The organism is Marinihelvus fidelis, from assembly GCF_008725655.1.
GTDB classification, from domain to species: domain Bacteria; phylum Pseudomonadota; class Gammaproteobacteria; order Xanthomonadales; family SZUA-36; genus Marinihelvus; species Marinihelvus fidelis.
In genome coordinates this window covers 46,728-70,320 of record NZ_VYXP01000010.1, presented here as the reverse complement: position 1 = coordinate 70,320, position 23,593 = coordinate 46,728, and the positions used below count along the sequence as shown (strand labels likewise).

The window sequence follows — 23,593 nt, the reverse complement described above, 5'->3', positions numbered from 1 at the left end:
AGGGGGTCAGGGTCACGACTCTGACCCCCTACTCTGACCCCTTCATTACCGCCCTGCCCAAAAGAGCCGTGAAGGCGTTTCGGCGCCGGGGTGGGTGTGCGCCCTGGGGATGTGTCGGAGCCTGCCGAGTGGCGGGATTCGACTGGGGTCAGCGCGCCAGGGATGGCGCGCTGAGGACTGCCGGGGCAGGATGCCCCGTCAGTCCGACCCCACCAAGAATCTCGCCGCGAGGGCAGCCGAAGGCCAGGCGACCACATCCCCAGGGCGCACACCCACCCCGACAGAGAGAAAGCCCTTCACGCCGCGCGGCGGATGTGAACGTCGATGTGCAGGTCGTCGTAGGGCACGTGGATGTTGCCGCGTTCGTTGACCACCAGGCCGTAGGATTCCAGTGCCTTCAAGTCGTCATGAACTGCCCGCAGGTTTCGGCCAAGTTTGTCGGCTAGTCCACGAACGGTCAGGCCTTCGTCGGTATTGACCAGCGTGTTGAGCATGCGAAGCCGGTTGCCCGTGATGACCCGGGCAAAATCGTTATATGTTCCGAACGTCAGGAAACTGCCCTGGTATTGGCGGGTGGTGGCCGCCGTTTTTGCACGTTCAACGACTTCCTCAAGTGTTTCCAGCTTAATGGTCAGTGTCTTCATCTGAAAACCTCCGTATCGGCCAGAAAATCGTCGATCAATGCGTTCAGGTCCGTAAACTCGTATGGAAACACTTTGCCTGCCAGGTGCTTGTGGTATGGCTTACCATGATGCACGTCGTACAACACCAACGTATCACGGGCATTTCCGAACCAGAAACGGTAGGAAATTCCGTGAGGATAGTGCTCTGACGTCGGTACTTCCCACGCGACCATCTCGAACCTGAATCCGCTGATCTCCCGCTTTTCTTCAAGTAGAAGGTGTGCGCTTTTGTTTGTCATTTTAGAAACAAAAAGTCCTGTTTGCAATATGACAAACAAAAATTTCCCTCTTGTATAGCGACAAACGCAGCGACCTCGCGTAGGCGATTTGCTACATTGCGTGCATGATCAAAATCGCACTGGCACAGCAGGATTTCCTGGTGGGCGATACGCCCGGAAACCTTGAACGCATTATTTCCACCGTGACCGCCGCCCGCGAGGTGGGCGCCGACCTGGTGGTGTTCCCAGAACTGGCGTTGACCGGCTACCCGCCGGAAGACCTTTTGCTGCGGCCGGGTTTCATGCGCTCGGTGCACCGGGCCATGGCCGCGCTGACGGAGCAGGTGCACGGCATCGATGTCGTCGTCGGCCACCCGTGGATGCAGGACGGCGAGCGCCATAACGCCGCCAGCTGGCTGCGCGACGGCCAGGTGGTGGGCCGCTACTTCAAGCACCAGCTACCCAACTACGCGGTGTTCGACGAGGCGCGCTACTTCACCGCCGGCACCGAGCCGCTGGTGGTCAACCTGAAGGGCTGCGCCGTGGGCGTGCTGGTCTGCGAGGACTCGTGGGAAGCGGAGCCCGCCGCGAAGGCGAAGGCCGCCGGCGCGCAGTTGCTGGTCGCGCCGAATGCGTCGCCGTATCGCGACGGCAAGATCACCGACCGCGAGTGGATGTTCCGCGAGCGCGCCGGCGAGACCGGGCTGCCGATGGTGTACTGCAACCTGGTCGGCGGCCAGGACGACCTGGTGTTCGACGGCCGCAGCGCGCTGGTCACCGGTGCCGGCGAGATCGCCGCGCTGGGCCCGCTGTGCGAAGACGCGCTGCTGCTGGCCGACTACGACCCGGCGTCCGGCACCTTTGCCGCCCACGACTGGCCCGCACCGCCGGCCGACGAGATGGCCGAGCTGTACCTGGCGCTGGCGCGCGGCCTGCGCGACTACACGCGCAAGAACGGCTTCAGCGACGTGGTCTTCGGCCTGTCCGGTGGCATCGACTCCGCGCTGACCCTGGCGCTGGCCGCCGACGCGCTGGGCCCGGAGCACGTTCACGTGGTGATGATGCCGTCGCGCTACACCAGCCAGCTGAGCCTGGACCTGGCGGCCGAGCAGGCCGACGCGCTGGGCGTGGACTACCGGACGATCTCCATCGAAGACAGCTTCGAAGCGCTCAGTCATGCCCTGGCGCCATCGTTCGAGGGCCACGCCGTCGACCTGGCCGAGGAAAACCTGCAGGCCCGCATCCGCGGCAATATCGTCATGGCGCTGTCGAACAAGTTCGGCTGGCTGCCGCTGGCCACCAGCAACAAGAGCGAGCTGGCGGTGGGCTACAGCACCATCTACGGCGACATGTGTGGCGGTTTCTCACCGCTGAAGGACGTGCTGAAAACGCGCGTGTTCACGCTCAGCCGCTGGCGCAACCAGGCCGCCCACGATGATGCCGCGGTGGCGCGCATGGGCCTGGCCGCGACCGCCGGCGATGCCGACGCCATCCCCGTGGGCGTGATCGAGCGCCCGCCATCGGCAGAACTGCGCCACGACCAGCTCGACGAGGACAGCCTGCCCCCCTACGACATCCTCGACGAAATCCTGCATCGCTTTGTCGACCTGGACTGGTCCATCGCCGACATCGTCGCCGACGGTTTCGAGGAACCGATGGTCCGGCGCGTGGCCGGCATGGTGCTGCGCAATGAATACAAGCGTCGCCAGGGCGCTCCTGGCACGCGCGTCACGTCACGCGGATTCGGGCGGGATCGGCGTTACCCGATGACCTCCGGCTGGCGGGAGCTTGGTGACGCGTAACGGGTGACGCGTAACGCGTAACGCGTAACGCGTAACGCGTAACGGTGACGCGTTTACGGTGACAGGAAAGTGCGACGCTTTTTGCGTCGGAAGGCACACGCGCCGGTGTGTTCGTCACGCGTCACGCGTCACGCGTCACGCGTAACCTAGTCGAAAGGCCACACCTTGCTAAAGAACCCACCCTCTTTCTCGCCGGTCAGGTAGGCGTGCTCCGGGTCGTTGTATTCGAGCACCTGGAGGGCGTCGTCGGCCAGTTCGGGCAGGTCGAGCTCGTTGTAGGCCTTGTTCAGCACCACCAGGGCGTTGCCGGCTTCGGGTGAGCCCGGGTAGGTCTCGAGCAGGTAGCGGGCGCGGTTGGCGGCAGCCACGTAGGCCTTGCGGCGCAGGTAGTACTCGGCCACGTCCAGCTCGTAGGCGGACATGGCGTTGCGCAGGTAGACCATGCGCTGGCGCGCGTCGGGCGCGTAGCGGCTGTCCGGGAAGCGCCGGGTGAGCTGGTCAAAGTCGCGGAAGGCTTCCAGCGCCACCGACTGGTCGCGGTCATTCACCCGGTCGGGCATCAGCTTTTCAAGAAAACCGATGCGCTGGTCGTAGTTGGTCAGGCCGCGGATGTAGAAGGCGTAGTCCAGGTTCGGGTGCGCCGGGTACATGCGGATGAAGCGGTCGGCGGTGGACAGGGCCAGTTCGGGCTGGCTGGCGCGGTAGAAGGCGTAGGCCATTTCCAGCTGCGCCTGCTCGGCGTAGCGGCCGAAGGGGTAGCGCGTCTGCAGGGTCCGGTAGGCCCGCACGGCGCCGCGCCAGTTGTTCTTTTCCAGGTAGGCCTTGGCCTCGGCGTACAGCTCCTCGGCGGAGCGGTTGTCGAATTCGTTGTCCTTGCGGCAGCCGCCCAGGATGAGGGCGCAGGCCAGCAGAAGGATGGCGGTCTTGAACAGGGTTTTGTGACGTGACATGAAGTGACTCGAATGATGCGCGCGCGAAATAATAGCCCAACGGGGCCGCTTTCACTACTTCCGACCCGCGCCTACAATGCCGGTTCCATGAATACCTCCCTTCCAAACCCCGTTGTCACCGAGCGCCAGGTGCCCGCCGAGCAGGCCGGGGAGCGCCTGGACCAGGTGGCCTCGGTGCTGTTTTCCGACTTCTCGCGCGCGCGCCTGCAGCGCTGGATTCGCGACGGCGCGTTGACCGTGGACGGCGCCGGCGGGCGGCCCGCGCAGCGGTTGTCGGGCGGCGAATGGCTGCGGCTGGAGGCGCGGCTGGAGCCCGAGGGTGATGTCGTCGCCCAGGCCATCCCGCTGACCGTGCTGCACGAGGACGAGCAGATCATCGTGCTCGACAAGCCGCCCGGGCTGGTGGTGCACCCGGCCGCGGGCCATGCCGACGGCACGATGCAGAACGGGCTGCTGCACCTGGCGCCGGAGCTGGAGTCGGTGCCGCGTTCGGGCATCGTCCACCGCCTGGACAAGGACACCTCGGGCGTGATGGTGGTGGCGCGCACGCTGAAGGCGCACGCGCACCTGGTGTCGCAGTTGCAGGACCGGCGCATGGGCCGCGTCTACGAGGCCGTGGTGCACGGCCTGGCGCCGCCGCGTGGCACCATCGACGCGCCGGTGGGCCGGCATCCCAGTGATCGCAAGCGCATGGCCGTGGTCGCCGGTGGCAAGCCGGCCGTGAGCCATTTTCGGCGCCGGGCCTATTTCGGCCACTTCAGCCACCTGGAAGTGGCGCTGGAGTCCGGGCGCACGCACCAGATTCGCGTGCACGTGCAGCACCTGGGCTTCCCGATGGTGGGCGACCCCGTGTACGGCCAGCGTATTCCCAAACGATCCGGCCTGGGCGATGCCGCGCGCGCGGCCGTCGAGGCCTTCCCGCGCCAGGCGCTGCACGCGCGCACGCTGAAGCTGGAGCACCCGGACAGCGGCGAGCGCATGGCGTTCACGGCGCCTGTGCCGGACGACATCCGCGGCCTGCTGGACGCGCTGGCGCAGTTCGACCCGCCGCCCGGCGACGGCACGGCATCCGGCGACGGCACGGGGCCGGGCTGATGTTCCGCCGGGTCCGCCCGCAGTGGCCGCGCCCGGACAACGTCCGCGCGTTCGCCACCACGCGGGTGGGCGGCGCCGGCAGCGGGCCCTGGGCCAGCTTTAACCTGGGCCGCGGCTGCGGCGATGACGATGCCGTGGTGGAGGAGAACCGCGCCCGTTTCCAGGTCGCCCTGCCGGGCCCGCCGGGCTGGATGCACCAGGTTCACGGTGTTGATGTCGCCCGTCGCGAAGACTTTTCCGCCGCCAACCCGCCACGCGCCGACGCCGTGGTGGCGTTCACGCCCGGCTGGTGCTGCACGGTGATGACCGCCGACTGCCTGCCGGTATTGTTCTGCGATGTCGACGGCACCCGTGTGGGCGCGGCGCACGCCGGCTGGCGCGGGCTGGCCGGTGGCGTGCTGGAAGCGACCGTCGCCGCACTGGACGCTTCGCCGGACACGCTGCTGGCCTGGCTGGGCCCGGCCATCGGCGCCGACGCCTTCGAGGTGGGCGACGACGTGCTGGAGGCCTTCACGGCGCCCGGCCAACCGGGCGGTGACAGGGCCGGGCAGCGTTTTCGGCCCGCGCCCGCCGACCCGGACGGCCGCCGCAAATGGTGGTGCGACCTGTACGGCCTGGCCCGCGACCGCCTGGCGGCGGCCGGCGTCGAGCGCGTCTTCGGCGGCGGCTACTGTACGTATACTGAGCGCGACCGGTTTTTTTCCTACCGCCGTGACGGCGTGACCGGGCGCATGGCGACGACCATCTGGCTCACGTCGCCCAACTGACAAGAGGACGCAAGCGATGTTCACCGTACCCCCGATCGTCCTGCACGCGCTGGAATGGATGGCAACGCTGTTCGTCATCCTCGTCGGCCTGGGCCTGCTGACCCTGGTCGGCATGTATTTCTACGACAAGCACCAGACCGTCAACTCGATCCGCCGCAACTACCCGGTGGTGGGCCGGTTCCGCAGCTTTTTCAGCCACCTGGGCGAATTTTTCCGCCAGTACTTCTTCGCCATGGACCGCGAGGAGCTGCCGTTCAACCGCGCCCAGCGCAACTGGGCCGAGCACGCCTCGCGCAACCGCGACATCACCAGCGCCTTTGGCTCCACCAAGAACCTGAACATCGAGGGCACGGTGATGTTCGCCAACGGCATGTTCCCGCCGCTGGAGGACGAGATCGAGGAGCCGGCCGCCATTGTTTACGGCCCATACGCGCGCCAGCCCTACGAGACGCGTTCATTCTTCAACATCTCGGCGATGAGCTACGGCGCGCTGTCGCGGCCGGCGGTGCGGGCGCTGTCGAAGGGCGCAGCCATGGCCGGCATCTGGCTGAACACCGGTGAGGGCGGCCTGGCGCCGTGGCACACCGAGGGCGGCTGCGACGTGGTGTTCCAGATTGGCACCGCCAAGTACGGCTGCCGCGACGCCGACGGCCGGCTGGACGACGCCAAGCTCAAGGTCATCACCGACAACCCGGTGGTGAAAATGGTGGAACTGAAGCTGTCACAGGGCGCCAAGCCCGGCAAGGGCGGCATCCTGCCGGCCGCCAAGGTCACCGACGAGATCGCCGGCATTCGCCATATTCCCGCCGGCCAGGACTCGATCAGCCCCAACCGCCACCCGGAGATCGATTCGCTGGCCGACCTGCTGGACATGATCGGCCACATCCGCGAAGTGTCCGGCCTGCCCACCGGCTTCAAGGCCGTGGTGGGCGCCGCCGGCTGGCTGGACGAGTTCTGCCAGCTGGTGCTGGCGCGCGGCCCGGAATCGGCGCCGGACTTCATCACCATCGACGGCGGCGACGGCGGTACCGGCGCCGCGCCCCTGCCACTGATGGACGAGATGGGCCTGCCGCTGCGCGAATCACTGCCCATGGTTATCGACAAGCTCGACCAGTACGGCCTGCGCCCGCGCATCCGCGTGATCTGCTCCGGCAAGCGCGTCACCCCCGCCGACGTCGCCTGGGCACTGGCCATGGGCGCCGACTCCGTCAACGCCGCCCGCGGCTTCATGTTCGCGCTCGGCTGCATCCAGGCCATGCGCTGCAACAAGAACACTTGCCCCACGGGCATCACCACCCACGACAAGCGCCTGCAACGCGGCCTGGACCCCGAAGACAAGGCCGTGCGCGTCATGCATTACGCCCAGAACATGGCCCACGAGGTCTGCATGATCGCGCATTCCTGCGGCCTGGCCGAGCCGCGGCTTTTACGGCGTCACCATGCGCGCGTGGTCAGTGCGAATGGGTTGTCGTTGCCTTTGGATGTGCTTCATCCTCCGGTGACGCGTGACGCGTGACGCGTGACGCGTGACGCGTGACGCGTGACGCGTGACGCGTGACAGGTGACGCGTGACGCGTGACGCGAGACGGGGAGAATGACTACGGGGATTTGGGGGATTTGCTGTATCGGTGGGGTGGGGTTGTTTGGGAGGATGAGTGCCGGTACTGCGTTTGGGGCGTTGTGGTGCGGAACGGGCACTTTAAGTTGGATGTTTGGCAGGTGGCCATGGAACTGGTGCAGGTCGTCTATGAGCAGACATCGGGGTTTCCGGGGCATGAGCAGTTTGGGTTGAGCGCGCAGATGCGGCGGGCGGCAGTCTCTATACCGTCCAATATCGCGGAGGGGGCCGGGCGCGGATCAAACGCTGATTTCCGCCGGTTTCTGCTGATTGCCCGCGGGTCATTGGCCGAACTCGAAACCCAGGCCCTGGTCAGCCAGAACCTGGGATACCCGATCGAGTTGTCAAAGCTGCAGGACCTGAGCGATCGGCTCTTCAAGCTGCTTTTCGGCCTGATCCGAAAACTCGAACTCCAATCCCTTCATTAACAACGATTGTCGCGCAACACTCCCACCGTCACGCGTCACGCGTCACGCGTCACGCGTCACCCGTCACCCGTCACCCGTCACCTCGAGCATGGTGACGCGCTGGTAGCCTTTGGGCAGCTTGCGGCCGCGCTTGGCGCGGTCGCCGCGGTAGTGCTCCAGGTCTTTCGCGGCCATGCGCAGGTACTGTTTGCCGGCCCAGACCAGGATTTCCTGGCCTTCGCCCAGGACGACCATGCCGACCATGTGCTCTTCGCCGGCTTTCAGGCGCTTGGGAGGCACGCCGATCATCTTGTTGCCTTTGCCCTTGGCGAGTTCGGGCAGGTCGGCCAGGGGGAAGGCGAGCAGGTAGCCGTCGCTGGTGGCGCAGACGATGGTGTCCGCGCCCGGGGTGATGATGGCCGGGCGGACCGGCTCGGCGCCGTCGCGCACGGTGAGCATGGCCTTGCCGGCCTTCATGCGGCTGTGCAGGTTCTCCATGGCGGTGACGAAGCCGTAGCCGAAGGTGCTGGCGAGGACGATTTTCTGCTCGGCGTCGCCAGCCAGGGCGTGGGTGAAGCGGGCGCCGTCGGCCAGGTTGAAGCGGCTGGTGAGCGGTTCGCCCAGGCCGCGGGCCGAGGGCAGGGTGTGCGCGGCCAGCGCGTAGGCGCGGCCGGTCGAGTCCAGGAACACGGCCTGCTGGTTGCTGCGGCCGCGGGCGTCGTCCAGGTATTCGTCGCCGGCCTTGTAGCTGAGTGCCTCGGCGTCGATGTCGTGGCCCTTGGCGGCGCGGACCCAGCCGGCCTTCGACAGCACGACGGTCACCGGCTCGGATGACATCAGGTCTTCCTCGCGCAGGGCCTGGGCGGACTCGCGCTCGACGATGGGTGAACGTCGCTCGTCGCCGTACTTTTCGGCGTCCTCGGTCAGCTCATTCTTGATCAGCGTCTTCATGCGCGCCTTCGAGCCCAGGGTCAGTTCCAGTGACTGGCGTTCTTCCTCCAGCGCTTCCTGCTCGCCGCGGATCTTCATTTCCTCCAGCTTCGCCAGGTTGCGCAGCTTCAGTTCGAGGATGGCCTCGGCCTGGGTGGCGGTCAGGCCGAAAGCGGCCATCAGCGCCGGCTTGGGCTCGTCTTCGGTACGGATGATGTGGATCACCTCGTCGATGTTCAGGTAGGCGACCAGCAGGCCTTCGAGGATATGCAGGCGGTCGACGACCTGGTCCAGGCGGAATTCCAGGCGCCGGGTGACGGTCTGGGTGCGGAACTGCAGCCATTCTTTCAGCAGCGTGCGCAGGTCCAGCACCTGGGGCTTGCCGTTGATGCCGATGATGTTCAGGTTGACGCGGTAGTTGCGTTCCAGGTCCGTGGTCGCGAACAGGTGGTTCATCAGCTGTTCGATGTCGACGCGGTTGGAGCGCGGCGTGATCACCAGTCGCGTGGGGTTTTCGTGGTCGGACTCGTCGCGCAGGTCCTCGACCATCGGCAGCTTCTTGTCGCGCATCTGCTGGGCGATCTGCTCCAGCACCTTGGCCGGCGAGACCTGGTGCGGCAGCGCGGTGATGATGATGTCGATGTCCTCGCGCGTGTACACGGCGCGCGCCTTGACCGAGCCGTGGCCGGTCTCGTAGATCTTCAGCAGGTCGTCGCGCGGGGTGATGATCTCTGCGTCGGTGGGGAAGTCCGGGCCCTGCACGTGCTCGCACAGCTGCTCGACCGTGGCCTTGGGTTCGTCGAGCAGGCGGATGCAGGCGGTGACCACCTCGTTCAGGTTATGCGGCGGGATGTCCGTGGCCATGCCGACGGCGATGCCGGTGCCGCCGTTGAGCAGCACATTGGGCAGGCGCGCGGGCAGGATCACCGGTTCCTTCAGCGTGCCGTCGAAATTGGGCTGGAAATCCACCGTGCCCATGCCGAGTTCGCTCAGCAGCGCCTTGGCGTAGGGCGCCAGGCGCGATTCCGTGTAGCGCATGGCGGCGAACGACTTGGGGTCGTCCGGCGAGCCGAAGTTGCCCTGGCCGTCGATCAGCGGATAGCGGTAGCTGAACGGCTGCGCCATCAGCACCATGGCCTCGTAGCAGGCCGAGTCGCCGTGCGGGTGGAACTTGCCCAGCACGTCACCCACGGTTCTCGCGGACTTCTTGTGCTTGGACGCCGCCGACAGGCCCAGTTCGCTCATGGCGTAGACGATTCTTCGCTGCACCGGTTTCAGGCCGTCGCCGATGTTCGGCAGCGCGCGGTCGAGCACCACGTACATGGAGTAGTCCAGGTAGGCGCGCTCGGCGTACTCGCGCAGCGGCACCTTTTCGTGGTCGGAAAAGCTCTGTGTCAGTTCGGTCATAGTAATGTTGCTTCGATTGTCGCTATTCGATTTAGTCACGCGTCACGCGTTACCTGTCACCCGTGACGCGTGACTAAAACACTTTCAGTCATGGATGATTCGGTAGAGGACCAGGGGGTACTCCCAGTCGAGGAGGACGCCGTGGTCGTTGCCGGTGATGATGTCCAGGTGTTCTGTCGTCAGCGTGCCCAGGCGGACGTTGTCTTCGACGAGCTCGCCGGGCAATGCGCCGGCTTCGACCAGCGGGGCCAGGCGCGAGGCGCTGGGGCCCCAGGCGATCAGTCGGTCGCCTTCCAGGCGGAAGCGGCCCCAGTAATAGTGATCGTGGCGCTCGCCGTCGGTGCTGTTGGCCTGGTCCAGGTCCGGGGCGGTGCCTTCGCTGGCCTGGAAGTCGGCCACCTTGACGTTCCACATTCGCCAGGGCTGGCCGCCGCTGCCTGGTGCGGGCCGGTGGGCGCGCAGCAGCAGCTCAAGTGACTTTTGCTGGCCGTCCTCGGTCCACAGGGCGCGGTAGCGGCCTTCGGCCACGTTGACCGGCTCGAAGGTGACGGTGACGTTGTCGCCGTGCCAGGCGCCGGCCAGGTCTTCGGTGGCCAGGTGGACGGGCTGCTCACCGACCGGGGCCTCGGCGGTGATGTAGGCGCAGCCGTGCAGGAGCATGGCGGCCGCCACCGAGGCGGCGAAGCGAGGCGCTGCGGCCAGCAGCGCGATGGCCCGCGGCCTGGCCGCTCGCCTGGTGGGCTGGCGGGCGGGACGGTTCATACGGTGGCCAGGTCGCCCTTGTCTTCGAGCCAGGCCTTGCGGTCCGAGGCGCGCTTCTTGCCCAGCAGCATGTCCATCATTTCGCCGGTTGCGGCATCGTTGTCGATGGTCAGTTGCACCAGTCGGCGGGTGTTGGGGTCGATGGTGGACTCGCGCAGCTGCAGCGGGTTCATCTCGCCCAGGCCCTTGAAGCGGGTTTCCATGACCTTGCCCTTCTTCTTTTCCGCCGCGATCATTTCCATGATGCCGGCGCGCTCCTCGGCGTCCAGCGCGTAATGGGTCTCCTTGCCGACGTCGATGCGGTACAGCGGCGGCATGGCCACGAACACGTGGCCGGACTCCACCAGCGGGCGGAAGTGTTTCAGGAACAGCGCCGCCAGCAGCGTGGCGATGTGCAGGCCGTCGGAGTCGGCGTCGGCCAGGATGATGACCTTGCCGTAGCGCAGGCCGCTGATTTCGGACGAGCCCGGGTCGACGCCGATGGCGATGGAGATGTCGTGCACTTCCTGGTTGGCCAGCACGCCGTCGGACTCGACCTCCCAGGTGTTCAGGATCTTGCCGCGCAGCGGCAGGATGGCCTGGTATTCGCGGTTGCGGGCCTGCTTGGCGGAGCCGCCGGCGGAATCACCTTCCACCAGGAACAGCTCGGTGACCGACAGGTCCTCGCTGGAGCAGTCGGCCAGCTTGCCGGGCAGGGCGGGGCCGGAGGTGACCTTCTTGCGCGCCACCTTCTTCGACTTCTTCATGCGCTTCTGCGCATTTTCAATGGCCAGCCGCGCGATCTCCTGGCCCTCGTTCACGTGCTTGTTCAGCCACAGGCTGAAGGCGTCCTTGACCACGCCGGCCACGAAGCTGGCGGCGGAGCGCGATGACAGGCGCTCCTTGGTCTGGCCGCTGAACTGCGGGTCGCCCATGCGCATGGACAGCACGTAGGTGACACGCTCCCACGGGTCCTCCGGCGCCAGCCGCACGCCGCGCGGCAGCAGGTTGTGCAGCTCACAGAACTCCCTTAATGATTCGACGATGCCGGTGCGCAGGCCGTTCACGTGGGTGCCGCCCTGGGCGGTCGGGATCAGGTTGACGTAGCTCTCGGTGACGGCGGTGCCTTCCGGGAGCCAGGCCAGCGCCCAGGTGACCTCGGAATCCTCGCCCTTCATGTCGCCGGTAAACGGTGCTTCCGGCAACAGCGGGGCGCCATCCAGTTCTGTGACCAGGTACTCGGACAGGCCATCCTCGTACTGCCAGGTTTCCTTGTCGCCGGATTTGCCGTCGATGAGCGTGACCTGCAGGCCGGGGCAAAGCACGGCCTTGGCGCGCAGCAGGTGGCGCAGGCTGCGGACGGAGATTTTTGCCGTGTCGAAATACTTCGGGTCGGGCCAGAACCTGACCCGCGTGCCGGTGTTGCGGCGGCCGACTTCGCCGATTTCCTTCAGTTCGGTGTGGCGCTCGCCGTCGCGGAAGCTGATGTGCCATTCCTTGCCGTCGCGCTTGACCCAGACCTCCAGGTCCGTGGACAGCGCGTTGACCACCGAGACACCCACGCCGTGCAGGCCGCCGGAGTACTGGTAGTTGTCGTTGGAGAACTTGCCGCCGGCATGCAGGCGCGTGAGGATCAGCTCGATGCCCGGGATGCCATGTTCGGGGTGAATATCCACCGGCATGCCGCGGCCGTCGTCGGCCACTTCAACCGAACCGTCTTCGTGCAGCGTGACCGTGATGGCTTTCGCGTGGCCAGCCAGGGCCTCGTCGACGCTGTTGTCGATGACTTCCTGGGCCAGGTGGTTGGGTCGGGCGGTGTCGGTATACATGCCCGGCCGGCGCTGGACGGGCTCAAGGCCGGACAGGACTTCGATGTCCCGGGCCTGGTACTGGGCTGAACTCATTTCAGCGGGGTGCTCCGTGGTGCAATGGCCAAAAGAAAGAACTTCATTTGGCCCAGAATCATAGCCGGAAACGCACGAGTTGTGGGAGTTGTGGGGTCAGAGTCGGGTCAGAGTTAACTCCGAGTCGAATCCGAGTCGTCCTACTAAGATGCATGCCTCCTGATTACAGCTGTATGAGTGATTTTGCAGTAGCAGTTAACAAGTCCGATCGCTCATGGTTTGATCAAGGGTGCGCCAGGAAAATGTTATGCCTAGAAGAACTAGATTCTGCCCCTCGGGATTGCCTGTCCACGTAATCCAGCGGGGAAACAACCGCCAGGCGATCTTCGCGTCCGAAACGGACTTTGCCGTGTTTGCCAACTGGTTGGCGGAAAGTGCAGCACGCTTTGGGGTGGCTGTACATGGCTGGGTGTTCATGACCAATCATGTCCATCTGTTGGCTACGCCGTCTCAGGACGACAGCGTTTCGCGACTGATGCAATTGTTGGGTCGGCTGTATGTCCGCTATTTCAATAGCGCTTACAGCCGCAGCGGCGCGTTGTTCGAAGGCAGGTTCAGGGCAAGTGTGGTTCAGGAGGAGAGGTATTTCCTGACCTGCCTGCGATACATTGAGCTAAACCCGGTCAGGGCAGGAATGGTGGCCGCTCCAGGCGACTATCACTGGTCCAGCTATAACGCTCATGCGGTTGGTGTCAGGGCGCGCTTGTGGTCGCCACATGAGCTATACATCAGCCTGGGGCGGAAGCAAGTACAACGACAGCAAGCTTGGCGGGCGTTGGTTGACGAGGGGCTGGATATCGAGACAATCGTGCGGGTTCGTCAATGTACGAACGCGGGGTTGGTTCTGGGTTCAAAAAGATTCAGGGAACGTGTTAGTGCGCTTCGGTCCTGAGCGATTGCAGGTGTTAACCCGGTTCGACTCAGGCTCGACTCAGAGTTGACTCTGACCCTACTCTGACCCCTTCACTCCGAAGGTGAAGCCGGCGGTGAGCATGCCGGCGGCCAGGCCGAGTTGCTGGTACTCGGCGAAGACGCGCTTGTAGCGGTAGCCCAGGGTGGGGACGATCGCGGGGGCAACGCCCAGGCTGTTGAGCGGGATCTTGTCTTCGTACTCGTCCTTGTAGCCGTGCAGCAGGCCGGCGGTCACGCGCCAGTAGAAGTGGTCGGGCTTGCCCAGCTCCCAGGCCTTGCCGACGTACAGGTACTGCGAGTCCTGGCCGAACGAGTTGTCGAACCAGGCAAAGCCGGCGTGGTAGCCGTCCTTGTTCCAGGCTTCAAAATTGATCAGTCCCTGGGTGTTGTCGTGCTCGGGATCGGGGTCAAAGTGCTTGGTGTACAGCGAGGTCTGGAAGCGCCAGTGGTCGACCGACCAGTCAACGGACGGGAACCAGTCATCGGCCAATGCCGGTGCGGTGAACATGAGCGTGGCGAGCAAAAGCGTCGCGCGAACGAGGCGTGAACGTCGGTTCATGATGACTATACCTGGCCTTTGCGGAGAATCCGCTCCCCCTGAAAAGCCGGCATTGTACCTTCAACCCTCGCGCCATGCCGCCCCGGCCACTATAATTCACATCCAGACCGATTCACTTCTGCGGGTTCTGGCATGACATCTCTTGTATTCGTCACTGGTGGCGTTGTTTCCTCGTTGGGCAAAGGCCTTTCTTCGGCCTCGTTGGCCGCCATTCTCGAGTCACGTGGCCTGAAGGTCACGCTGATGAAACTCGACCCCTACATCAACGTCGACCCGGGCACGATGAGCCCGTTCCAGCATGGCGAGGTTTACGTCACCGAGGATGGTGCCGAAACCGACCTGGACCTGGGTCACTACGAGCGCTTCGTGCGCACGCGCATGGGCCAGGTGAACAACGTCACCACCGGCCGTATTTACCTGAACGTGATCAACAAGGAGCGCCGCGGCGACTACCTGGGTGGCACGGTGCAGGTGATCCCGCACATCACCGACGAGATCAAGGCCTGCATCAAGCGCTGCGCCGAGGGCTATGACGTGGCCATGATCGAGATTGGCGGTACGGTGGGCGACATCGAGGCGATGCCGTTCCTGGAGGCGATCCGCCAGCTGGACGTGGAAGGCGAGTACAACACGCTGTTCATGCACCTGACGCTGATCCCGTACATCAAGGCCGCCAACGAGACCAAGACCAAGCCGACCCAGCACTCGGTGAAGGAACTGCGCTCCATCGGTATCCAGCCGGACATCCTGCTGTGCCGCTGCGAGAACCCGATCACCGACGAGGAGCGCGGTAAGATCGCGCTGTTCACGAACGTGCCGAAGAAGGCCGTCATCGCCGCGCTGGACGCGCGCCATGGCATCTACGAGATCCCGATGCTGCTGCACGAGCAGGACCTGGACGACCTGCTGGTCGAGAAGCTGGGCCTGCAGGTGAGCGGCGAGGCCGACCTGTCCGACTGGCGCGAGGTCGTCGACCGCATGGTCAACACCCAGCACGAGGTGACCGTCGCCATGGTCGGCAAGTACGTCAACCATTCCGACGCCTACAAGTCGCTGACCGAGGCCCTGGTCCACGGTGGCCTGCGCCAGCGCATCAAGGTCAACATCATGGCGGTGGAGTCCGAGGACCTGGAGACCAAGGGCATCAGCGTCATCGACGGCGCCGACGCCATCCTGGTGCCCGGCGGCTTTGGCGAGCGCGGCTTCGAGGGCAAGGTGGCGGCCATCCGTCATGCGCGTGAGAATGGCATTCCGTACCTGGGCATCTGCTACGGCATGCAGGCCGCGGTGGTGGAATTCGCGCGCAACGTCTGCGGCCTGGAAGGCGCCAACAGCACCGAGAACGACAGGCAGACCCCGCACCCGGTCATCGGCCTGATCACCGAGTGGACCGACCGCTCCGGCAAGGTTGAGACCCGCGACGAGGATTCCGACCTGGGCGGCACCATGCGCCTGGGCGGCCAGCGCTGCCGCCTGCAGGACGGTTCGCTGGCGCGCAAAACCTACGGCGAGGACATCATCACCGAGCGTCATCGTCACCGCTTCGAGTTCAACAACCATTACCGCGAAGACCTGAAGAAGAACGGCATGCGCCTGTCCGGCCTGTCGATGGACGAGACCCTGGTCGAGATCGTCGAGATCCCTGATCACCCGTGGTTCCTGGGCTGCCAGTTCCACCCCGAGTTCACGTCGTCGCCGCGTGGCGGTCACGCGCTGTTCACCGGCTTTATCGAGGCGGCGCTGAAGCACCAGCGCGGTGAAGTGCCGGCCGACGTGGCGCAGCTGTGAAGCTCTGCGGCTTCGAGGTCGGCGCCGACCAGCCGCTGTTCCTGATCTGCGGCCCCTGCGTGGTCGAGTCCGAGCAGCTGGCCATCGACACCGCCGGGCAGCTGAAGGAAATCACTGCCAGGCTGGGCATCCCGTTCATCTACAAGTCGTCGTACGACAAGGCCAACCGTTCCTCGCTGTCGAGCTTTCGCGGGCTGGGCCAGGACGAGGGCCTGCGTATCCTGGCCGAGGTGAAGAAGCAGCTGGACGTGCCGGTGCTCACCGACGTCCACGAAGACACCGACATGCAGGCGGTGGCCGAAGTGGTCGACGTGCTGCAGACGCCGGCGTTCCTGTGCCGGCAGACCAATTTCATCACCCGCGCCTGCGAGGCCGGGCTGCCCGTCAACATCAAGAAGGGCCAGTTCCTGTCGCCGTGGGACATGACCAACGTGGTCGACAAGGCGCGCGCGACCGGTAACGAGCAGATCATGGTCTGCGAGCGCGGCGCCAGTTTCGGCTATGGCAACCTGGTGTCCGACATGCGCTCGCTGGCGATCATGCGCGAGACCGGCTGCCCGGTGGTGTTCGATGCCACGCACTCGGTGCAGCTGCCGGGCGGGCAGGGCGCGACCTCCGGCGGCCAGCGCGAGTTCGTGCCGGTGCTGGCGCGCGCGGCCGTGGCCACAGGCGTAGCCGGCGTGTTCATGGAATCGCACCCGGACCCGGCGAAAGCCCTCAGCGACGGCCCCAACGCCTGGCCGCTGGGCATGGTCGAGGAACTGCTGGAAACGCTGATGGCGCTGGACGAAGTGAGCAAGCGCTCGCCGTGGCTGGAGTCACGGTTCTGACACCGCCGATCGACAGAATTTCAAATCAACACGAACTGACAGGACGTACCCAATGACCACCATCAAGACCGTACACGCGCGGGAAATCATCGATTCGCGCGGTAACCCGACGCTGGAAGCCGAAGTCACGCTGGATTCGGGCGCTTTCGCCCGCGCCGCGGTGCCCTCGGGCGCCTCCACCGGCACCCGCGAGGCGATCGAACTGCGCGACGGCGACGCCAGCCGCTACGGCGGCAAGGGTGTGCGCCAGGCGGTGGCCAACGTCAACGGCGAGATCGCCGACACGGTGGTGGGCATGGACGCGGAAGACCAGGCCGCCGTCGACACCGCGATGATCGACCTGGACGGCACGCCCAACAAGGCGCGCCTGGGCGCCAATGCGCTGCTGGGCGTGTCGCTGGCCACGGCCCGCGCGCTTGCCGACCATCACCGCAAGCCGCTGTGGGCGCAGCTGGCCGGCAATGGCAAGGTGGGCATGCCGGTGCCGATGATGAACATTATCAACGGCGGCGCGCACGCCGATAACTCCGTCGACATGCAGGAGTTCATGATCCTGCCGGTGGGCCTGCCCAGCTTCTCCGAGGCCCTGCGCTGCGGCGCCGAGGTGTTTCATGCGCTGGCAAAAGTACTGAAGGGCCGCGGCATGAGCACCGCAGTGGGCGACGAGGGCGGCTTCGCGCCGGACCTGCCGTCCAACGAGTCGGCCGTGGAAGTGATCCTGGAGGCCATCGAAAAAGCGGGCTACGCCGTCGGCAAGGACGTCTACCTGGGCCTGGACGTAGCCTCCACCGAGTTCTACCGCGATGGCCGCTACCACCTGGATTCCGAGGGTCGCTCCTTCGACGCCACCGGTTTCGCCGAATACCTGGATAGCTGGGTGTCGCAGTACCCGATTATCTCCATCGAGGACGGCATGGCCGAGGACGACTGGGAAGGCTGGGCCACGCACAGCCGCCTGACCGGCGCGCGCTGCCAGCTGGTGGGCGACGACCTGTTCGTCACCAACACCGAGATCTTCAAGCGCGGTATCGACGAGTCCATCGCCAACGCCATCCTGATCAAGTTCAACCAGATCGGCACGCTGACCGAGACCCTGAACGCCATCAACCTGGCGGCGGCGTCCGGTTTCGGCGCGGTGATTTCGCACCGCTCCGGCGAGACCGAGGATTCCACCATCGCCGACCTGGCCGTGGCCACCAGCGCCACGCAGATCAAGACCGGCTCGATGTCGCGTTCCGACCGCGTGGCCAAGTACAACCAGCTGCTGCGTATCGAGGAAGCGCTGGGCGACAAGGCCGTTTACGGCGGCCGTGACGCCTTCGCCAACGTGCCCGGCCTGGACATCTGATCCGGGCCGCGCGGAACAGCTGATGCCGGCGGGGGGCACAGGGAGGGCGGGATGCGCGTTCTGATCATCGTCCTCGTGTTGCTGCTGGCATTGCTGCAGTTCAAGCTCTGGTTTGGCGATGGCGGCTACCGTGACATCGCCAGCCTTGAGGAGCGCGTGGCCACCCAGGAAGCCGAAAACGAGATGTTGCTGAACCGCAACCGCGAACTGCGCGCCGAGGTCGATGACCTGCGCGAGCGCCTGGATGCCATCGAGGAACGGGCGCGCAGCGAGCTGGGCCTGATCCGTGACGGCGAGACCTTCTACCAGGTGGTGCCGGAAGGCAGCGCCGCGCCGCGCCGGGTCGACGAGGAGGGCGGCGCGTGAGCGCGGCATCGGGCAAGCCCCGGGTACATGCCCTGGTGCCGGCCGCCGGTGCCGGCTCGCGCTTCGGCGCCGAGGTGCCCAAGCAGTACCTGGCCGTGGCCGGCAAGGCCGTGATCGAGCATGCCGTGGGCGTGCTCGCCTCGCACCCGGCCGTCGAGGGCGTGACCGTGACGCTGGCCCCGGATGACGATTACTTCGTCGGCCTGGCGCTGGGCGCCGACCCCACCATCGGCGTAGTCGCCGGCGGCGCGACCCGCGCCGAGTCCGTGCTCAACGGCCTGGCCTACATCCGCGACCAGCATGATGCCGAGTGGGTGCTGGTGCACGACGCTGCCCGCCCCGGGCTCGACCATGCCGCAATTGACCGACTGCTGGAAGCCGGCCTGTCCTCACCGGACGGCGCTTTGCTGGCGTTGCCCATCCGCGACACCCTGAAGCGCGCCGACGCCGATGGCTGCGTGGCCGCCACCGTCGACCGCGAGGACCTGTGGGCGGCGCAGACGCCGCAGCTGTTCCCCGTGCAGGGCCTGCTCGACGCGCTGCAGGCGCAGCTGGACGCCGGCGAGACCCCCACCGACGAGGCCCAGGCCATGGAACGCGCCGGCGCCCGGCCGCGGCTGGTCATGGGCTCGGGTATGAACCTGAAGGTCACCTGGCCAGAAGACCTGCTGGCGGTTCGCGCCTGGCTCGGCGCCGGCGCCGACGCCGACGGCGAATCAGCGGGCAACGGGAGCGACACGTGAGCCTGCGCGTTGGCCAGGGCCTGGACGTGCACGCGTTCTGCGACGGCGATCACGTGATGCTGGGCGGCGTGCGCGTGCCGCACGACCGCGGCCTGGCGGCGCATTCCGACGGCGACGTGGTGCTGCACGCGCTCTGCGACGCGGTGCTGGGTGCGCTGGCGCTGGGCGATATCGGCAAACACTTTCCGCCGTCCGACGAGCGCTGGGCCGATGCCGACAGCCGCGACCTGCTGCGCGCCGTGGCCGCCATGGCCGCGGAGCGCGGCTGGCGCGCCGTCAACGCCGACCTGACCGTGGTCTGCGAGGCCCCGCGCGTGGGCCCGCATGTGGCGGCCATGCGTGGCCACATCGCCACTGACCTGGGGCTGGACACCGACGCCGTATCGGTCAAGGCCACAACCACCGAAACACTGGGATTCTGCGGCCGCGGCGAAGGCATCGCGGCCACGGCCATCGTGCTGATGGAGAGGACATGAGCCTGTACCGACTCAAGGGCACCGCAGGCGCGGTGATCAATCGCAAGTTCGACCTGGACGAGCCGGTACGCATCGGTGTCAACGGCGGCATTCCGCCGGTGGGCGAACTGGCCGCCGAGATCAGCTTTGCCGACGGCCGCATCACGCTGGCGCGGCATGGCGATGCCGAGGTACAGGTCAACGGCGAGACCGTCGACAGCGCCCAGCTGGTAGGCGGTGACGAGATCCGCGTGGCCACCTGCCGCTTCATGGTCCAGGCCCCCGGCCTGCGGCCCGACCGCGTGCTGACTGAAGACGCGGTGCGCCCGCGCCGCTCGCCCTGGCCCTGGGTGCTGGCCGCGCTGCTGGCCGCGGCCGCCGCCGCAATCGCCGGCTGGCAGCTGGGCTGGTTCGTCCGCGGCCAGGCCACCACGCCGCCGGCCGCTGCGCCAGCCATCGAACCGGCCACCGAGCCGGACAAAGCGCCGCCGGCTACGGAGCCGGCCACGGACCCGCCCAACGACCCGGCCACCGACTCGGCCACGGACCCGTCCACCAACCCCTGACGCAGCACCTATACTGGGAACACCGGCGCGCGGCGCCGGCGGTTGACAGGAAACGAGGTGCGTTCATGAACAGGTTTTTTGCTTCTGCCCGAAACCGGGTACTGCCGGCGTTCGCCGGTGCCATCGTCATGCTGTCCGCCAACGCGGCATGGGCCGGCAATGACCGGCTGGATACGGTGCTGGCGGCCCAGCCCGAGGACGTGCAGGCGCGCTATGTCTATCGCCACCCGGCGGAAACGCTGGCGTTCTTTGGCATTGAGCCCGGCATGACCGTGGTCGAGGCATTGCCCGGCGGCGGCTGGTACAGCAAGATCCTGGTGCCCTACCTGGGCCCCGACGGCACGCTGGTGGGTGCCAATTACGACCAGGATATCTGGCCGCTGTTCGGCTTTTTCGATGACGCCTTCATTGCCACCATGTCGACCTGGGTCGATGACTGGCCGGAAGAGGCCGGGGACTGGGTCGATGACGGTGCCGCGGTCCAGGCCTTCGAACTGGGCAGCCTGCCCGATGACATGGCCGGCAGCGCCGATGCCGTGCTGATGATCCGTGCGCTGCACAACATGCAGCGCTTCCAGGACCAGGGCGGCTTCCTGGATGCGGCGCTGGCCGACACCCTGGCCGTGCTCAAGCCCGGCGGCATCGTCGGCGTGGTCCAGCACGAGGCGAGGCCCGAGCGCTCGGACGAATTCGCCGATGGCAGCCACGGCTACCTGAAGAAGGCCGATGTCATCGCCCTGTTCGAGCAGGCCGGCTTTGAGTTCGTCGCCGAATCGGACATCAACCAGAACCCGGCCGACCAGCCCGGCGAGACGGATATCGTCTGGCGCCTGCCACCGTCATTCAACGGCACCGGCGAAGACCCGGAGGCACGCGCGGCCATGCAGGCGATTGGCGAGTCCAACCGCATGACGCTGAAATTCCGTAAGCCGGAGTAAGGTGAGCGAGCGGCGGCGGCCCGTTCAGGGCCGCAGTCGCCAGCTCGGGGTGTCGTCGTCGTTGACCAGCCGATGGCGGCGCAGCCATTCGCGGGCGTCCTCGGCGTCGTTTTCGAACCAGGCCCGGGCCGAACCCAGGCGGAAACTGTAGCCCCAGGCGTCCATGTCGCGGAACATGCGCGCCCGGCCCATGTCCGCCAGTTCGCCGGCCAGCAGGATTTGCAGGTAGCAGACGGCGTTTTCCTCGTCGTAGTCGCCGCCGGCGTCGGTATCCAGGCCGTCACGACGGGCGCCGTCCATGCAGACGAAGTGGCCGCTCTCGTGCAGCACCGAGTGCACCGGCGTGTCCGGTCGCGCCAGCAGCCGTGCGCCGACCAGGCCGGCTTCCTCGTCGCCCCAGAAACTGCCCGGGATGTCGGCATCCGCCGCCACCCGCTCCAGCGCCAGGCCGTAGCGCGCCAGCAGCGCCGCCAGCGCCGCGTTGTCGGCGTCGGCCAGGCGCAGGACATCATCGCCGTTGGCGGTGTCCGCAGGTGCGGGTGTAGGAATCATGACCATTCGCAGGTGGACCGGGGCGGGGACTGGGCTATTATGCGCGGTGAACCCGCTCGCGCAAGGCCAGCCACGCCGCTCCATGTCGTTTTTCAAGCGAGAACACCGCCCCATCGAACTGCTCCGCTACGCCGGGCTGTTTATCTGGTTCTGCGCCGGCATGCCGCTGCTGATGCCCGGCCTGCTGTACGAGGACCCGCTGCCACTCAGTCACTACCTGGCCTGGTGGGCGATGTACCTGGTCTTTGGCGGTGTGTACTGGCGCTACCTGCGCCAGCTGCCGGCACGGCCCGCGCTGCCCATGCGCCTGGCCTGCCTGGTGACACTCACGGCGCTGGCCTTCGGCGCCAGCTGGATCAGCGTCACGTCCATCGGCGGCGTCATGCTGCTGGTGGTGGCGGGCCTGCTGCCCTGGCTGCTGGCGCCGGTGCCTGCGGCCATCTGGCTGGTGGGCCAGAACGTGGTGCTGGCCTGGGTGCTGGCACTGATGCCGCAGCTGCCGTTCGCCGATGCCGCCATCAACGCGGCCGTCTTTTTGGCCGTGTCACTGTTCATTTTTATCGGCTCGGTCGCCTCGGTGCGCCAGGGCCAGTCCCGCGACGAACTGCGCAAGGTCAACCACGAGCTGATGGCCACCCAGGCGCTGCTGGCGCAGAACACCCGCATCGCCGAGCGCGTGCGCATCTCGCGCGAGCTGCACGACCTGGTGGGCCATCACCTGACCGCGCTGACCCTGAACCTGGAGGTGGTCACCCACCTGGTCGAGGGCAAGGCCCTGGAACACGTACAGCAGGCCCATTCGCTGGCCAAGCTGCTGCTGGCCGACGTCCGCGAAGTGGTCAGCGACATGCGCCAGTCCGACCAGGTCGACCTGGCTGACGCACTGCGCACCCTGGTCGAGGGCGTGCCCAAGCCACGCATCCACCTGGACCTGCCGTCGTCGACCGTGCAGGTGGACCCGCAGCGCGCCCAGGTGCTGCTGCGTTGCGTGCAGGAAATCATCACCAACAGCGTCCGCCACGCCCGCGCCCGCAACCTGTGGATCCGCCTGTCCACGTCCAGCGACGGCCTGGCGATGAGCGCCCGCGACGACGGCCGCGGCACCTCGCGGCTGGAGCGCGGCAACGGCCTGAAAGGCATGTCCGAGCGCCTGCTGGCGCTGGGCGGTAAACTTGAAATCGAATCGGCACGGGGTGCGGGCTTCACACTGCACGCCTGGTTGCCCATGGAGGGATAACAACAATGATCAAGGTCATGCTGGTCGACGACCAGAACCTGGTGCGCAAGGGCGTCCGCAGCCTGCTGGAACTGTCCGAGGAGATCGAGGTGATCGCCGAGGCCCCCGACGGCAAGGAGGCCATCCGCATGATCCCGGAGATCGGCCCCGACGTGGTGCTGCTGGACATGCGCATGCCGGGCCTGTCCGGCGTCGACGTGCTGCGCACGCTCAACGAGGCCGGCACACTGCCGCCCACCATCATCCTGACCACCTTCGACGACGACGAACTGGTGCTGGCCGGCATCCAGAACGGCGCCAAGGGCTTCCTGCTCAAAGACGTGTCCCTGGCCGAACTGGTCGACGCCATCCGCACCGTCTCCCAGGGCGGCTCCATCGTCAAACCGGCCGTCACCCAGCGCCTGCTCAAGGGGCTGGAAAACATGCAGACCGATTTCTCCGCCCTCGACCGCCCGGACCCGCTCACCGATCGCGAGACCGAGATCCTGCGGCTGATGGCCGGCGGCTATTCAAACAAGGAGATCGCCAACTCGCTGGGCGTGGCGGAAGGGACGGTGAAAAATCACGTGTCCAACATCCTGTCCAAGCTGGGGGTGAGGGATCGTACCCGGGCGGTGTTGAAGGCGTTTGAGTTGGGGTTCGTCTGAAGGGGGCGCTGGCGTTGGGGCGTGGGCCTGGGGTGGGGCTAGGGTTCCACTAGGTTTTTACCGCAGATTACGCAAATTTCGCGAAGGGCGCGAAAGGAGTTGACGTGGGTGGTCGGGGGCTGGAGCCTTG

General features: G+C 66.4%; 24 protein-coding genes. 16 read left to right on the top strand and 8 right to left on the bottom strand.

What is annotated here, in order from left to right; translation table 11 throughout:
- Positions 1–296: 296 nt before the first annotated feature.
- Both F3N42_RS14015 and F3N42_RS14010 read right to left on the bottom strand, forming a co-directional pair.
- On the bottom strand, positions 297–644 hold the full coding sequence (locus F3N42_RS14015; RefSeq protein ID WP_150865131.1) for an HVO_A0114 family putative DNA-binding protein: 348 nt from the start codon (positions 642–644) through the stop codon (positions 297–299).
- On the bottom strand, positions 641–922 hold the full coding sequence (locus F3N42_RS14010; protein WP_150865129.1) for a DUF6516 family protein: 282 nt from the start codon (positions 920–922) through the stop codon (positions 641–643). Before F3N42_RS14010 ends, F3N42_RS14015 begins: the two co-directional genes overlap by 4 nt.
- Positions 923–1,026: 104 nt before the next feature.
- On the opposite strand from F3N42_RS14010, the gene F3N42_RS14005 reads away from it, so the two are divergent.
- Positions 1,027–2,703, top strand: a complete 1,677-nt coding sequence (locus F3N42_RS14005; protein ID WP_191621443.1) for an NAD+ synthase — start codon at positions 1,027–1,029, stop codon at positions 2,701–2,703.
- A 146-nt stretch (positions 2,704–2,849) separates the two neighbouring features.
- Here F3N42_RS14005 and F3N42_RS14000 read toward each other — a convergent pair whose 3' ends face one another.
- A complete protein-coding gene (locus F3N42_RS14000) occupies positions 2,850–3,653 on the bottom strand; it encodes an outer membrane protein assembly factor BamD (RefSeq protein WP_150865125.1) in 804 nt (267 codons plus the stop codon).
- A gap of 87 nt (positions 3,654–3,740) precedes the next feature.
- Between F3N42_RS14000 and F3N42_RS13995 the strand changes: the two genes are divergently transcribed.
- From F3N42_RS13995 to F3N42_RS13980, 4 genes are all read left to right on the top strand, one after another.
- On the top strand, positions 3,741–4,748 hold the full coding sequence (locus F3N42_RS13995) for an RluA family pseudouridine synthase (protein ID WP_150865123.1): 1,008 nt from the start codon (positions 3,741–3,743) through the stop codon (positions 4,746–4,748).
- Entirely contained in the window at positions 4,748–5,515 is a 768-nt protein-coding gene (gene pgeF / locus F3N42_RS13990) for a peptidoglycan editing factor PgeF (protein WP_150865121.1), read from the top strand. Before F3N42_RS13995 ends, pgeF begins: the two co-directional genes overlap by 1 nt.
- Positions 5,516–5,531: 16 nt before the next feature.
- Positions 5,532–7,031, top strand: coding sequence for an FMN-binding glutamate synthase family protein (locus F3N42_RS13985; protein ID WP_150865119.1), 1,500 nt, complete (start codon positions 5,532–5,534; stop codon positions 7,029–7,031).
- Positions 7,032–7,195: 164 nt separating this feature from the next.
- On the top strand, positions 7,196–7,561 hold the full coding sequence (locus F3N42_RS13980) for a four helix bundle protein (RefSeq protein ID WP_318190957.1): 366 nt from the start codon (positions 7,196–7,198) through the stop codon (positions 7,559–7,561).
- Between the two features lie 63 nt (positions 7,562–7,624).
- Here F3N42_RS13980 and parC read toward each other — a convergent pair whose 3' ends face one another.
- The 3 genes from parC to parE form a co-directional block, all read right to left on the bottom strand.
- Complete coding sequence (gene parC / locus F3N42_RS13975) at positions 7,625–9,877, bottom strand: DNA topoisomerase IV subunit A (protein ID WP_150865117.1); 2,253 nt, start codon at positions 9,875–9,877, stop codon at positions 7,625–7,627.
- 84 nt (positions 9,878–9,961) lie between these two features.
- A complete protein-coding gene (locus tag F3N42_RS13970; RefSeq protein WP_150865115.1) occupies positions 9,962–10,639 on the bottom strand; it encodes a hypothetical protein in 678 nt (225 codons plus the stop codon).
- The gene (parE, locus tag F3N42_RS13965) at positions 10,636–12,522 is read right to left on the bottom strand and encodes a DNA topoisomerase IV subunit B (protein ID WP_150865113.1); all 1,887 of its coding nucleotides are present in this window, start codon (positions 12,520–12,522) and stop codon (positions 10,636–10,638) included. Before parE ends, F3N42_RS13970 begins: the two co-directional genes overlap by 4 nt.
- 247 nt (positions 12,523–12,769) lie before the next feature.
- Between parE and F3N42_RS13960 the strand changes: the two genes are divergently transcribed.
- A complete protein-coding gene (locus F3N42_RS13960) occupies positions 12,770–13,414 on the top strand; it encodes a transposase (protein WP_150865111.1) in 645 nt (214 codons plus the stop codon).
- Between the two features lie 57 nt (positions 13,415–13,471).
- On the opposite strand, the gene F3N42_RS13955 is transcribed toward F3N42_RS13960, so the two are convergent.
- Positions 13,472–13,993, bottom strand: a complete 522-nt coding sequence (locus tag F3N42_RS13955; RefSeq protein ID WP_150865109.1) for a hypothetical protein — start codon at positions 13,991–13,993, stop codon at positions 13,472–13,474.
- A 132-nt stretch (positions 13,994–14,125) separates the two neighbouring features.
- On the opposite strand from F3N42_RS13955, the gene F3N42_RS13950 reads away from it, so the two are divergent.
- The 8 genes from F3N42_RS13950 to F3N42_RS13915 all read left to right on the top strand — a co-directional run bounded on the left by F3N42_RS13950 (position 14,126) and on the right by F3N42_RS13915 (position 21,027).
- On the top strand, positions 14,126–15,781 hold the full coding sequence (locus F3N42_RS13950) for a CTP synthase (protein ID WP_150865107.1): 1,656 nt from the start codon (positions 14,126–14,128) through the stop codon (positions 15,779–15,781).
- Entirely contained in the window at positions 15,778–16,611 is an 834-nt protein-coding gene (gene kdsA / locus F3N42_RS13945) for a 3-deoxy-8-phosphooctulonate synthase (protein WP_150865105.1), read from the top strand. The genes F3N42_RS13950 and kdsA overlap by 4 nt, the downstream gene beginning before the upstream one ends.
- A gap of 52 nt (positions 16,612–16,663) precedes the next feature.
- Positions 16,664–17,959, top strand: coding sequence for a phosphopyruvate hydratase (eno, locus tag F3N42_RS13940; protein WP_150865103.1), 1,296 nt, complete (start codon positions 16,664–16,666; stop codon positions 17,957–17,959).
- Between the two features lie 51 nt (positions 17,960–18,010).
- Positions 18,011–18,325: a cell division protein FtsB gene (gene ftsB, locus F3N42_RS13935; protein ID WP_150865101.1), complete on the top strand. Its 315-nt coding sequence runs from the start codon at positions 18,011–18,013 to the stop codon at positions 18,323–18,325.
- Positions 18,322–19,068 carry a 2-C-methyl-D-erythritol 4-phosphate cytidylyltransferase gene (gene ispD / locus F3N42_RS13930; RefSeq protein ID WP_150865099.1) on the top strand — a complete coding sequence of 249 codons (747 nt, stop codon included), beginning with the start codon at positions 18,322–18,324 and terminating at the stop codon, positions 19,066–19,068. The genes ftsB and ispD overlap by 4 nt, the downstream gene beginning before the upstream one ends.
- A 2-nt stretch (positions 19,069–19,070) precedes the next feature.
- Positions 19,071–19,544 (top strand): 2-C-methyl-D-erythritol 2,4-cyclodiphosphate synthase, encoded by a 474-nt coding sequence (gene ispF, locus F3N42_RS13925; RefSeq protein WP_150865139.1) that lies wholly within the window; start codon positions 19,071–19,073, stop codon positions 19,542–19,544.
- Positions 19,541–20,089: a hypothetical protein gene (locus tag F3N42_RS13920; protein ID WP_150865097.1), complete on the top strand. Its 549-nt coding sequence runs from the start codon at positions 19,541–19,543 to the stop codon at positions 20,087–20,089. Before ispF ends, F3N42_RS13920 begins: the two co-directional genes overlap by 4 nt.
- 65 nt (positions 20,090–20,154) lie before the next feature.
- Positions 20,155–21,027, top strand: a complete 873-nt coding sequence (locus F3N42_RS13915) for a class I SAM-dependent methyltransferase (RefSeq protein ID WP_150865095.1) — start codon at positions 20,155–20,157, stop codon at positions 21,025–21,027.
- 24 nt (positions 21,028–21,051) lie between these two features.
- On the opposite strand, the gene F3N42_RS13910 is transcribed toward F3N42_RS13915, so the two are convergent.
- Positions 21,052–21,579, bottom strand: a complete 528-nt coding sequence (locus tag F3N42_RS13910; protein ID WP_224784946.1) for a hypothetical protein — start codon at positions 21,577–21,579, stop codon at positions 21,052–21,054.
- Positions 21,580–21,625: 46 nt separating this feature from the next.
- Between F3N42_RS13910 and F3N42_RS13905 the strand changes: the two genes are divergently transcribed.
- Both F3N42_RS13905 and F3N42_RS13900 read left to right on the top strand, forming a co-directional pair.
- The gene (locus tag F3N42_RS13905) at positions 21,626–22,816 is read left to right on the top strand and encodes a sensor histidine kinase (RefSeq protein ID WP_224784944.1); all 1,191 of its coding nucleotides are present in this window, start codon (positions 21,626–21,628) and stop codon (positions 22,814–22,816) included.
- Positions 22,817–22,821: 5 nt separating this feature from the next.
- Positions 22,822–23,463 (top strand): response regulator, encoded by a 642-nt coding sequence (locus tag F3N42_RS13900; RefSeq protein WP_150865092.1) that lies wholly within the window; start codon positions 22,822–22,824, stop codon positions 23,461–23,463.
- The last annotated feature ends 130 nt before the right edge of the window (positions 23,464–23,593 follow it).